The 12,097-nt window shown below is 66.1% G+C and carries 11 protein-coding genes; 2 read left to right on the top strand and 9 right to left on the bottom strand.

The window, feature by feature from the left end:
• Window positions 1–40: 40 nt before the first annotated feature.
• The 6 genes from ACSQ3S_RS04775 to ACSQ3S_RS04750 all read right to left on the bottom strand — a co-directional run bounded on the left by ACSQ3S_RS04775 (window position 41) and on the right by ACSQ3S_RS04750 (window position 7,556).
• Window positions 41–571, bottom strand: a complete 531-nt coding sequence (locus ACSQ3S_RS04775) for a RidA family protein (RefSeq protein WP_436141708.1) — start codon at window positions 569–571, stop codon at window positions 41–43.
• 13 nt (window positions 572–584) lie between these two features.
• On the bottom strand, window positions 585–1,007 hold the full coding sequence (locus tag ACSQ3S_RS04770) for a c-type cytochrome (RefSeq protein WP_436141707.1): 423 nt from the start codon (window positions 1,005–1,007) through the stop codon (window positions 585–587).
• Window positions 1,004–2,611 carry a flavin monoamine oxidase family protein gene (locus ACSQ3S_RS04765; RefSeq protein ID WP_436141706.1) on the bottom strand — a complete coding sequence of 536 codons (1,608 nt, stop codon included), beginning with the start codon at window positions 2,609–2,611 and terminating at the stop codon, window positions 1,004–1,006. Before ACSQ3S_RS04765 ends, ACSQ3S_RS04770 begins: the two co-directional genes overlap by 4 nt.
• A 389-nt stretch (window positions 2,612–3,000) precedes the next feature.
• Entirely contained in the window at window positions 3,001–4,869 is a 1,869-nt protein-coding gene (locus tag ACSQ3S_RS04760) for a Mu transposase C-terminal domain-containing protein (RefSeq protein ID WP_436141705.1), read from the bottom strand.
• Window positions 4,869–5,015 (bottom strand): hypothetical protein, encoded by a 147-nt coding sequence (locus tag ACSQ3S_RS04755; RefSeq protein WP_176655406.1) that lies wholly within the window; start codon window positions 5,013–5,015, stop codon window positions 4,869–4,871. Before ACSQ3S_RS04755 ends, ACSQ3S_RS04760 begins: the two co-directional genes overlap by 1 nt.
• A gap of 264 nt (window positions 5,016–5,279) precedes the next feature.
• Window positions 5,280–7,556, bottom strand: a complete 2,277-nt coding sequence (locus ACSQ3S_RS04750) for a DEAD/DEAH box helicase (protein WP_436141704.1) — start codon at window positions 7,554–7,556, stop codon at window positions 5,280–5,282.
• Between the two features lie 176 nt (window positions 7,557–7,732).
• Here ACSQ3S_RS04750 and ACSQ3S_RS04745 point away from each other — a divergent pair, with 176 nt between their 5' ends.
• Window positions 7,733–8,716 carry an alpha/beta fold hydrolase gene (locus tag ACSQ3S_RS04745; RefSeq protein WP_353404116.1) on the top strand — a complete coding sequence of 328 codons (984 nt, stop codon included), beginning with the start codon at window positions 7,733–7,735 and terminating at the stop codon, window positions 8,714–8,716.
• A gap of 104 nt (window positions 8,717–8,820) precedes the next feature.
• Here ACSQ3S_RS04745 and ACSQ3S_RS04740 read toward each other — a convergent pair whose 3' ends face one another.
• From ACSQ3S_RS04740 to ACSQ3S_RS04730, 3 genes are all read right to left on the bottom strand, one after another.
• Entirely contained in the window at window positions 8,821–9,069 is a 249-nt protein-coding gene (locus ACSQ3S_RS04740; protein ID WP_436141703.1) for a hypothetical protein, read from the bottom strand.
• A 52-nt stretch (window positions 9,070–9,121) separates the two neighbouring features.
• Complete coding sequence (locus ACSQ3S_RS04735) at window positions 9,122–9,397, bottom strand: hypothetical protein (RefSeq protein WP_353404114.1); 276 nt, start codon at window positions 9,395–9,397, stop codon at window positions 9,122–9,124.
• Between the two features lie 144 nt (window positions 9,398–9,541).
• A complete protein-coding gene (locus ACSQ3S_RS04730; RefSeq protein WP_436141702.1) occupies window positions 9,542–10,348 on the bottom strand; it encodes an SDR family oxidoreductase in 807 nt (268 codons plus the stop codon).
• A gap of 76 nt (window positions 10,349–10,424) precedes the next feature.
• Between ACSQ3S_RS04730 and ACSQ3S_RS04725 the strand changes: the two genes are divergently transcribed.
• Window positions 10,425–12,047, top strand: a complete 1,623-nt coding sequence (locus ACSQ3S_RS04725) for a M28 family peptidase (protein WP_436141701.1) — start codon at window positions 10,425–10,427, stop codon at window positions 12,045–12,047.
• Window positions 12,048–12,097 lie beyond the last annotated feature (50 nt).

Genomic DNA, 12,097 nt, shown 5'->3' with positions numbered 1-12,097 from the left:
GAAAGTAAGACCTGTATCCCCGGATGACCTGGATATCCGGTTATTTTTTGGCGGCGACCACTTCGATCTCGACCAGCCAGCCCGGGTTGCTCAGCGCCGCCACCTGCACCACGGCGCGCGCCGGCAGGTTGGGCTGGTTGGCCTGGGCGCCGAAATACTGCGTGTACGCTTCCATGAAGCCCTTGGTGTCGGCCTTGCCGCCCTTGGCCGGATCGCCGACCAGGAACACGCTCATCTTCACCACGTCGGACATCTCCAGCTTCATGCCCTCGAGGACTTCCTTGATCTTCTTGAGCACCGACTCCGACTGGGTCTTGGTGTCGCCGAAGGCGGCCAGCGAATCCGGGGCGGCGCTCTTGTCGACGATGGCCGGCACCTGGCCGCTGACGAAGTGGATGGTGGCGGTCGACGGCACGCTGACGGCCAGCGCGATCGGGAAATCGGAGCCGGGGATCTTGTGGCGCACGATGTCGGCGGCGGCTTTGGGCGCGGCCTTCGGCGCGGCGCCGGCGCCGGTGGACAACAGGCCCAACGCGGCCGGGATCAACAGGGTTGCGAGTGCTTTTTTCATGTGGTGTGCTCTTTCAGTGTTTGTTGGATACCTGACCGTTGCTGAACGGCTCGACCTGCAGCGTGGCGCGCAGCGCCGCCACTTCCGCCTCGGTCAGCGGGCCCGCCTTGTTGCCCCAGCCGCTGCGCACGAAGCTCAGGACGGTGGCGATGTCGGCGTCGCTCAGGCTGTCGCTGAAATCGGGCATGCCGCCCCGCCCTTTCAGCAGCACGGTGGCGACGTCGGTGCTTTTCCCCTGCACGAACTTGTTCCCCGCCAGCGCCGGGAAGGCGCCGGGTATGCCCTTGCCGGTGGCCTGGTGGCAGGCCGCGCAGTTTTTCAGGAACAGCGCCTTGCCGTCCGCAGCGCCCGCGTCCTGCGCGCGCGACGGCGCCGTGGCGGCCGCCGCCAGCAGCGCCACGACGGCCATCGCGGCCTTGATCAGCACTTCCTTCATGCGCTGGCCCTTTCATGGATCTTGGCGATCTGCTGCCACGCCGATTCGATGGCGCCGGCCTGCCAGCCGGTCAGATAGCTCAGGTGTTCGCCGGCCAGCAGCACGCGGCCCTCGCCTTCGAGCAGCGTCGGATAGGCGGCGGCGCGGGTCTTCTCGGTCCATTCGGCCCAGCCACCCAGGTTGTACTGCACGCGGTGCCAGGCCACCGAGAACGAAGTCTCGAAGCTGTCGGTGTACTGCGGGAAGATCTTCTGTCCGGCCGCCAGCGCGAACGCGGCGCGCTCCTTCGGTGACAGCGCGCTGATCTCGATCGCCTGCGTCTGGTACTGGTAGTAACCGAGCAGCACGCCCTTCTTCTTCTGGAAGCCGTAGGACGGCATCGAGATCGTGTTGATGCCTTTCAGGTCGGTCAGCACGTGGCCGCCGTAGATATGCTCGTCCTCCTCCCAGAAGCGGCGCTTCATCTGCAGGCCGATCTTGCCGACCGGCGCGTAGGCCACCGTGGCCACGGCCTTCTTGAACTTGTCCGAGAAGTCGGTGTCGATCTGGCGCAGCACCGACAGCGGCATCGCGCACAGGCAGTAATCGGCGCTGATGCTGGCGACCTTGCCGGTGCCGGTGTCCTTGAAGGTGACGGTGACGCCCTTGTCGTTCTGGCGGATGGTCTGCACTTCCGACTTGTAGCGGATGTTCTTGCCGACGCGCTTTTCAAACGCCTTGGCGATGGAGTCCATGCCGCCGACCGGCTGGAACATGGTGTTCTGCATCGGGAAGTCCTGCACCGCGCTGTAGACGTTGCCCAGCTTGGACGCCAGCAGGTCCTTGAAGCCCAGCGGATCGGACAGCGTGCCCGGGCCGGGCGAAGTGCCGGCGCCCGGATTGACGGCGAAGCCGCGGCCGGTGCGGCCCTTGTACTGCAGGTCGGCGCCGGCCAGCTGGCCTTCGTGCGCCAGGTAGTCCAGCAGCAGGCGCTTGTCGTCGGCCGTCAGTTCCTGGTCCAGCTGGTTGTTCTTGACCGACTTGGCCAGCAGCTCGGAGACGTGGCCGCGCATGTCGGCCTTGATCTCCTTGATGCGCATGCGCTTGCCGGCGAAGGGGCCGGCGTTTTCCGAGTAGACGAAGGAATGGTCGTTATCGTTGACCATCACCTCCAGCGGCACCTCGAACAGGCGCGTGTAGTGCAGCGTGGACTGGTGGTGCAGCGGGATGCGCCATGGGCCGTGGTTGATGTAGTGGCCGTCGTCGAATTCGCAGGTTTGTTTTTCGCCACCGAGCTCGGTCAGGCTGAAGCCCTTGCGCGCGGTCTGGCAACGGCCGCCGGCGAAGGCGCGCGCCTCGAGGATCTGGCACTGGTAGCCCAGCTTGCCCAGCTCGAAGGCGGCGGTCATGCCGGCCAGGCCGGCGCCCAGTATCAGCACCTTCTTGCCTTTGCCGCTGCCGCTCAGCTCCGGCGGCGCGGACGCCGTCGAGCCTATGCCCATGCCCCATGCGTTCATGGTATTGAGCAGCAATCCCGTGCCGCCGACCGCCGCGGCGCGATATAGGAAATCCCTTCGCGTGAATGAACTAAACGATTTAAACGGTTTTACTGTTTTACTGTCCATCTGCTTCCTCACCAGTCTGCTGAAAGATCCTTGGGCGACTTGCGTCCCCATAGTTCCTGTCTAGCAAGTGGCGTGCCACGAAGTCACAACAAAATAAACAGTGTTCGTAACCACGGGAAGCCTTATGGCATAAGGCTCGGCGACATCAAACAATGTTTGTTCGGCGATGGCGAAAACATTGTTCTTTGCTCCAACGGGGCGCTTCCGGCGACAAACTTTATTTGTGCCGCATGGACTTTATTTTCGGTGTGGCGGTCGCGCGCGCCAAGCGCGGCGCGGGCCGGTTGGAAACGGCTCCACCCTGCCGCACCAGCAAGTGGCACGCACCGGCATGTCGCAAAGTGGTCTGCACGGCGCTGGATCGCGCCGTTGGCTATCAAGCTATGGAATCAGTTAGCGAAGCTGGCGAAAGCCTGCGTAGTGGTACGTAGCGGCGTGTTGGCCGAGGTGGCGGGATTGGCGACGGTGCGTGGCAGGCGGGCGATTTCCGCCGCCGACAGCTGCTGGTGCGCGGCGCTGCCGTCGGCCAGGTGGCAGGCGTGGAACTGCATCGGCGCGTTCGGGTCCAGCAAATAAACCATGTCCATGTTGGACGGATCGTAGGCGACGCGCACGCTCCACTGCCCGCGCAGGCGCGCGCGCTCGAACCAGCGTTCGTTGATGGCGCGGGCGCAGGTGTAAATACTATCGAACAGATGGATGCCGTCGCCGGCGACGTCGGCTTGCGCCACCGGCATCAGGCTGCAGCGTATCAGGTGCTCGGGATAGGTCCGCAGGCTGCCGCCGCGATGGGCCACGCCCCAGTCCCACAGCTGGCGCGGCGTGGCGCCGCCGGCATGCGCCAGTTGCTGCCGGTTGTTGTAGTACAGGATGCAGTCGACCACGATGCGGGTGAACTGCTGCAGGTCGAGCACGCCGTCCAGGCGGCACGGCAGTCCGTCGGCGTGCGGCGCCACCAGGCGGAAGCGCTTTTCCAGCACGGCCTTCCAGTCGTCCGGGCCGTGGTCGACGGTCACGCAGCGCAGGTTGAAGTTGTTCAGCAGCGCATCGCGCTCGGCGTCGCCGGTCAGCGCGCTGTTGGCGAACAGCGTCTCGGGCAGGTGGCGGCATGGCCACTGCGCCGCCTCGATGCGGCGGCCCAGCTGCTGGCTGTAGCGCTGCTTGTCGGCGCCGCAGTTGGCCAGCGCCAGCATCGCGTGCTGCCAGTTGGCCTGGCCCATGCCGATGTAGACGCCGGTGACCATGCGGCTGTATGAGTCGAGCGCCAGGTAGACCAGCGGCCGGCCGATGGCCTGGTGGCGGTCGGCGCGCGAGACCAGTTGCACCTCGGCGCGCACCGCATCGAGGTAGAAGCCGGCACCGGGACGGCCGCCGGCCGGCAGCGAGGCGAAGCGCGCGGACGCGGCATCGGGAACATTTGCGGCGGCGACGGCGGTTGCGGTGGCGGCGGTGTTGGCGGTTGCGGCGGCGTTGCGGCGCACCACTTCGGGCGGGCGGTCGTCGTCGTGATCGAGCCAGTAGTTGAACTGGCCGAAGGTCGGCAGCACGGCGTCCTGGCTGCCCGCCACCGTCAGCACGCGGCCGCTGTCGGCGTCGATATGGCGCTCGATGAAGAAGTCGGCCAGCATCTGCTGGTAGGCGCCCAGCCGCGAGAACTTGTCGTGGCCGGCCGCGTAATGCGCGGTGGCGACGCGGAAGGTGCGGCGGATTTCCTCGTCGGCGTTCAGGCCCGGGCCCGCGTCGGCGCCGCTCTTGCGCGGGCGCCCCCGCTTGACGCCGGCCGAAGCCTGGCGCACCTTGCCGCGCCCGCCGGAGTTGCCGTAGTCGGGCAGCAGCGCGTTGGGCGTCTGCCCGCGCTGCCAGTAGCGGCGCAGGTAGCGGTAGATGGTCGGGTGCGACACGCCGTGCGCCTCGGTGGCCTGGGCGATCAGCTGGCCGCGCTGGCGTGCCTCGTAGATGCCCGGCTCCAGCGCCACCAGCGGTTCGACGATCGCCCACGCGCGGGCGCGCAGTTGCAGGTGTTTGGCCGGCAGCAGCTCCTGGCTGACGACCATCAGGTAAGGGTCGGCCGGCAACACGCTGGCGTGGCCGGCACGAATGTCGGCATGCAGCACCGACAGCTGGATCAACTCGACGTCGGCCGAGCGGGCCGCCACGTCAAATACATAGGCGTGGCTTTGCTCGGGAGCGATCCACAGGATGCGGACGGTGCGCGGAGACGGATGCGTGTACTGCAGCAGGTCGTTCCGCAACAGCATCAGCGGTCCTTGTCAGAGAAGGAGGCAACGTTAAACGGCCGCGTATCGATGAAGATCGAATGCAGGCCGACCTGGTCTTGCTCGCGCAAGACTTGCGGCTTGATGGCGTCGACAAAAGTAGTCCACAATTTCCTGAATTGAGTCATTTCAATACTCCCATGCTAAACGACGTGTCTCAGGTGGAGGCATCTCAAGGGATGCCTTTTATAACGATTGGGCTATCAGCCATGCAATAAGCGGGCCAGGCATGCCGGCGCGGCGGCGGCGCTATGGGAGCGCGGTGGACAGGCCGTGAGCGGATTGGTGTACGAGCAATATTTAAGGCTCGCCAAGCTTTGTTTTGGTGCAACGCAGCACCGTGCTCGTGCACTGCGCGGACGTGAAAACGGGGCCTTGCGGCCCCGTCGTGTTTAGTATTTCTTGCCGGCTGGCTTGGACTTGAACTTGTCCTTCTGCCCCGGCGCCGGCTTCTTCGGCGGCGTGGACTTGCCCGACTCGGGCGGCATGCGCTCGGCATGGCTGATCTTCAGCTGCGCGCCGCCGACCCACACCTTGCCCAGGTGCTTGAACAGCTCGGGCGGCATGCCGTCCGGCAGTTCCAGCATGCTGTAGGTGTCGAAGATCTCGATGCGGCCGATGTGCTTGGCTTCCAGGCCCGCCTCGTTGGCGATGGCGCCGACGATGTTGGACGGCGTGGCCGCATGGTTGCTGCCCACTTCGATGCGGAAGGCGCTCATCGGCAAGGCGATCTTGCCCGGCTTTTCCTTTTTCTTCTTTGGCGCGGCCTCGTCCAGCTCGGCGCTGTCGACGCGGGCGGCCTTGGCCAGCGGCGAAGGGGCCGGCGCCGCCGGGGCGGCGGATGCGGCGGGCGCGGCCGACGGGGCGCTCCGGACCGGGGCCGGACGGGCCGCCGGAGCCGGGGCCGGCGCCGCGGCGCCATCACCGCTGTCGCGGCTGATGCGCAGCTGCTGGCCGGCCACCTTGATGCCTGCCAGGTGCTCCAGCACGTCGCCGCTCAGGTCGTCCGGCATGTCGAGCACGCTGTAGTCGTCGTAGATCTCGATGCGGCCGATGTTCTTGGAGTCGATGCCGCCCTCGTTGGCGATGGCGCCGACGATGTTGCCCGGCTTGACGCCGTGCTGGTAGCCCACTTCGATGCGGAAGGTCTGCATGCCGGCGTCCGGCGCGCGCACGATGCGTTCCTTTTTCGGGAAACGCTCGCTGCGGTCGGCACGCTCCGGACGCTCGCCGCGCTCGAATCGGTCGCCCCGGTCGCCACGGTCCTGGCTGCCATGGCGTTCGAAGCCGACCTGGTGGCCCGGACGCTCGTCCCAGGTGGCGGCGGCGGTCTGCTGCTTCTTGTCGAGCAGCAGCGGCACGTCGCCGCGCGCCATCTTGGCCAGCGCGGCGGCGATCTCGATCGCCGGGATGTTCTGTTCGCGCTCGAAGTCCTCGATCAGCGACTGGAACTGTTCCAGCTCGCCCTGGGCCAGCGTTTCGCTGATCTGCGACTTGAACTTGGCGATGCGCACGTCGTTGACGGCCTGGATGGTCGGCAGCTCCAGCATGCCGATCGGCTGGCGGGTGGCGCGTTCGATCGACTTGAGCAGGTTCTTCTCGCGCGGCGTGATGAACAGGATCGCCTCGCCGCTGCGGCCGGCGCGGCCGGTGCGGCCGATGCGGTGGGTGTAGCTTTCCGGATCGTGCGGCACGTCGTAGTTGACCACGTGGCTGATGCGCTCCACGTCCAGGCCGCGCGCGGCGACGTCGGTCGCCACCAGGATGTCGATCTTGCCGTCCTTGAGCTGCTGGATGGTGCGTTCGCGCTGCGCCTGCTGGATGTCGCCGTTGATGGCGGCGGCCGAGAAGCCGCGCGCCTGCAGCTTGCTCGCCAGTTCCTCGGTACCGAGCTTGGTGCGCGAGAAGATGATCATGCCGTCGAAGTTCTCCGCCTCCAGGATGCGGGTCAGCGCGTCGAGCTTGTGCATGCCCGACACCAGCCAGTAGCGCTGGCGGATGTTCTCGGCGGTGCCGGTCTTGGCGGCGACGGTGATTTCCTTCGGATTGCGCAGATAGGTGTTGGCGATGCGGCGGATCGCCGACGGCATCGTCGCCGAGAACAGCGCGGTCTGGCGCGACTCCGGCGTCTCCTGCAGGATGCGCTCGACGTCGTCGATGAAGCCCATGCGCAGCATCTCGTCGGCTTCGTCCAGCACCAGCGTCTTCAGCTTGGACAGGTCGAGCGAACCCTTGTCCAGGTGGTCGATGACGCGGCCCGGGGTGCCGACCACGACGTGCACGCCGCGGCGCAGCGCCGACAGCTGCGGGCCGTAGCTCTGGCCACCGTAGATCGGCAGCACGTGGAAGCCGGGGATGTGGGCGGCATAGGTCTGGAACGCCTCGGCGACCTGGATCGCCAGTTCACGGGTGGGCGCCAGCACCAGCGCCTGCGGCGTGGTCTGTTTGATATCGATGCGCGACAGGATGGGCAGCGCGAAGGCGGCGGTCTTGCCGGTGCCGGTCTGGGCCTGGCCCAGCACGTCCTGGTTGTCCAGCAGCGAAGGGATGGTCGCGGCCTGGATCGGCGACGGCGACTCGTAGCCGACCTCTTTCAGGGCCTTGATCAACGGCGCACTGAGGTTCAGGTCGGAAAAAAGGGCGATGGGGGATACGGGATTTGCAGACATGGCGTCACTCACAAGTATGTTCGAATCGCCTAATTGCGAAAGAAATTTGTGCGTAGTTTACTCTCTCTGGCCGGTTCGGGACCTTTTTTGCTTAAAACCGCCTGTTTAGACGCCAAAGCGCGACGTTCGCAAATGGCCTATATTGGCGGCTTCCCCTGTTCCGGAGCGATTCCACCATGCGCAATCTGTTCATCCTCGCCGCCGCCCTCGCCGGCCCGGCGTCGGCCGCAACCTACGGTCCCGAACTGCAGGGCTTCGACTATCCCTATCCGCTGCGGCACTACAGCTTCAGCTCACAGGGGCAGCAGCTGCAGATGGCCTACATGGACGTGGCGCCGTCCGGCGCGGCCAACGGCAAGACCGCCGTTCTCCTGCACGGCAAGAATTTTTGCGGCGCCACCTGGGAGCAAAGCATCGCCGCCCTGAGCGCGGCCGGCTACCGCGTGGTGGCGCCCGACCAGATCGGCTTTTGCGCGTCCACCAAGCCGGAACGCTATCAATACAGCTTCCAGCAGCTGGCCGCCAATACCGAGGCGCTGCTGCGTCACCTCGGCGTGTCACGCGCGGCGCTGGTGGCCCACTCCACCGGCGGCATGATCGCCACCCGCTATGCGCTGATGTACCCGGACAGCGTGTCGCGGCTGGTGCTGGTCAATCCCATCGGGCTGGAAGACTGGAAGGCGCTCGGCGTGCCGTCGCGCGGCGTCGATCAGTGGTATGAGCGGGAGTTGAAGCTGTCGGCCGACAGCGTGCGCGCCTATGAGAAGTCGACCTACTACGTCAACCGCTGGAAGCCGGAGTACGAACGCTGGGTCGACATGCTGGCCGGCCTGAACGCGGGACCGGGCCACAAGCAGGTGGCGTGGAATTCGGCGCTGATCTACGACATGATCTTCACCCAGCCGGTGGTCTACGAATTCCCGCTGCTCAAGGTGCCGACCACGTTGATGATAGGCGATGCCGACACCACCGCCATCGGCAGCGACATCGCACCGCCGGCGGTCAAGGCGCGGATCGGCCGTTACGACGTGCTGGGAAAGCAGGTCGTCAAGCAGATCCCGCAAGCCACGCTGGTGGAATTCCACGGCCTGGGCCACGCCCCGCAGATGGAAGACCCGGCCGCCTTCCACCGCGCCCTGCTCGAAGAGCTGGCCAAATAAAAAAAGAGACAGGTTGGACCCTGTCTCTTTTCTTGCGCCGCCCAGGCCCTGAGGGTCCGGGGCGGCACGTCATGCACTGGCGGGGGCCAGAACTAACGTCCAAATTACTTGCTGGCTGCAGGCGTCGAAGCTGCTGGTGCTGCCGGTGCCGAAGCTGCCGGTGCGCTGGCGGCTTTTGCAGCCTTGGCCTTCTTGTGATGCACTTTCTTGGCTGGTGCGCTCGCTGCCGGTGCCGATGCGGCTGGAGCCGGGGTCGATGCGGCGACGCTGGCGGAAGCCGAAGCGGCTGGAGCTTGAGCGAATGCGGCGCCTGCGAACAGGGTGGCGATCAGGGTGGCGATGACTTTTTTCATGATTCAGTTCCTTGGTATTGGTTTATATGGTTTAGCTAATTAATGCTTCGACTTACTTTGCTGCGACGGTGACTTTGCTGTCCGCCTTGGCGACCGGTGCCGGCACCGCGGCTTTGTGTTCTTTTGCCTTGTGATGGACTTTGGTTTTTTCAGTCTTGACTTCCGCTTTGGCCTCGGCCTTCACTTCGGGCTTGACTTCGGTTTTCGCTTCGACTTTGGCCACGGCTGGCTTGACTTCAGGAGCGGCGGCGGTGGCGGCGACTGGCGCTTGTGCGAATGCTGCGGTAGCGAACAGGCCGGCGATCAGGGAAGCGATAATTTTGGTCATGATGTATTTCCTTTTTCTAGTTTCGGCATCGGGACAATCCCGTGTCGCATGAGCAAAAAACGCGGCCCGCCTGCGCTGAGTTGACCGGCATTACAACCTCTTACCGACTCTTACACTCGCTTACAACTGACCTCAATGCGGACCTCAGCGCGGCTTGACGTCGTCCTTGAGCGCCGCCAGCGCCATCCTCTCCACCAGGCCCGGCGCGATCAGCTTCATCCAGCGTCCCAGTTTGCCCTTGGCCGACATCACCACTTCGCGCTTGCGGCCCTCCATGCCGGCCAAGATCAGCGCCGCGCACTGCTCCACCGGCATCGCCTTGTCCTCTTTCAGGCTGCTGCTGCCCAGCGCCCCGCCGGCGGCGTTGAAGCCGCGATGGCGGATCTGCGTCGCCACCACGCCCGGATACGCCAGCGTCACGCTCACGCCCGCCGCTTTGAGTTCCGCCCGCAGCGCCTCGAAAAAGCCACCCATGGCGAACTTGGTGGCGCTGTAGGCGGTGCGCCCCGGCACCCCGACCAGCCCCGCCAGCGACGACACCGCGACGATGGCGCCGCGCGACTGCTTCAGATAAGGCAGCGCCGCGTGCGTGCACCACACGCTGCCCCACAGGTTGATCGTCATCAGTTCCTGGTACCACGCCAGGTCCGCGACCTCCTCGAACAGCGCATGCGCCGAGCGGCCGGCGTTGTTGACCAGCGCGTCGATGCGGCCGTAGCGCGCCACGCAGGCCTCCACCAGCGCCGCGCACTGCGCCTGCACCGCGACATCGGTCGGCACCACCAGGGTCTGGGCGCCGGCCGCCATGCATTCCGCAGAAACCTGCTCCAGCGTGGATCGATTGCGCGCCGCCAGCACCAGCGCCACGCCCGCGCCGTGGCGCCGCGCCAGCTGCCGCGACATCTCCGCGCCGATGCCGTCCGAACCGCCGGTGATGATGATGACCTTCATATGTCTCCCTGATTGTGTTGAACTACCGTGTAAGATAACCGGCTTCAGCATCGAATCACATCTTTTCGGAGTCAACATGCGTCTTCCCTTGTTCGCCATCGCCGCCACCCTCGCCCTGCAAGCGAGCGCCCAGCAAGCCCCCAAAGTGACGGAAGCGCCGCTGCGCGCCCACTTATCCTTCCTGGCGGACGACCTGTTCGAAGGCCGCGGCACCGGACAGCGCGGCGGCGACCTCGCGGTGCGCTATCTGGAGACCCAGGCCGCCATCATCGGCCTCAAGCCGCTGGCCGGCGGCGGCTACCGCCTGCCGGTGAAGATCGAGGGCACAAAGCTGCTGGAACGCAGCTTCGTGCGCTTCGACGCCGCCGGCGGCAAGAGCACGACGCCGAAGAACGGCAGCGAGATCGTCTTCGGCACCGCCGGCGGCAAGACCGACGTCGCCATCGACGCGCCACTGGTGTTCGTCGGCTACGGCGTCATCGCGCCCGAGGAAAAATGGGACGACTACAAGGGCCTCGACATGAAGGGCAAGATCCTGGTCATGATGGTCAACGACCCGCAGCCCACCGCCGAGGAACCGAACCGCTTCGCCGGCAAGGCCTACACCTACTACGGCCGCTGGCTGTACAAATATGAGGAGGCGGTGCGCCAGGGCGCCGCCGGCGTGCTGCTGATCCACACCACGCCGTCCGCCTCCTATCCGTGGAGCGTGCCGGCCAATGGCTTCAGCCACGAGCGCTTCCACCTGGCCGGCGGCGGCAATCCGGTCGAAGGCTGGCTGCAGGAAGACACCGCCCGCGCGCTGTTCGCCGCCGGCGGCCATGACCTGGACGCGCTGCGCGCCAGCGCCGAACGGCGCGACTTCAAGCCGGTCGACCTGAAAACCACGGTGCACGCCGAAGTGCACAGCGCGATCCGCCAGATCGAGCAGTTCAACGTGGCCGGCATCGTGCCCGGCAGCGACGCCAAGCTGAAGGAGCAGGCCGTGGTCTACTCGGCCCACTGGGACCACCTGGGCATCGACGAAGGCACGCGCCGCGACGACAAGACCGACCACACCTGGAACGGCGCCATCGACAACGCCTCCGGCGCCGCCGCGCTGCTGGCGATGGCGGCCGAAGCGGTCAAGCATCCGGCCAAACGCACCCAGGTCTTCCTGTGGCCGGCCGCCGAGGAACAGGGCCTGCTGGGCAGCGCCGCCTACGTGCAGAACCCGGCCTGGCCGCTGGCCCGGACCTCGGCCGACCTCAACCTCGACAGCATGAACTTCGTCGGCCTGACCAGCGACATCGGCGTCGCCGGCGCCGAGCGCAGCAGCCTGTATGAGGCGGCCGGCACGGTGGCCAGGCAGATGGGCCTGAAGCTGGCGCCAGCCATTCCCGACCTGTCCGGCGCCTACTTCCGCGCCGACCACTTCAACTTCGCCCGCGCCGGCGTGCCGGCGTTCAACGTCGGCTCGGCGGTGTTCTCCGGCGACGGCCACTTCAGCTTCGTCAAGGATCCGGTCAAATCGGCCGCGCGGCTGGTCGCCTTCAAGCAGGACTACCACCAGGTCACCGACGAATACCACGCCGACTGGGACCTGTCGGGTATGGTGCAGCAGGCGCAGTTCACGCTCAACCTGGGCTACGCGGTGGCCAACGCGCCGGCGATGCAGACCTGGAAGGCGGGCGACGCCTTCGGCAAGGTCAAGCGCTAACCCTGAGCAGGCGCATCGTCGTCGGATATATGCCACACGGCAACGCCCGG

The sequence above is a fragment of the Duganella sp. LjRoot269 genome (assembly GCF_964254095.1).
Lineage (GTDB): Bacteria > Pseudomonadota > Gammaproteobacteria > Burkholderiales > Burkholderiaceae_D > Rugamonas > Rugamonas hordei.
This window is presented reverse-complemented; position numbering and strand designations above follow the sequence as displayed.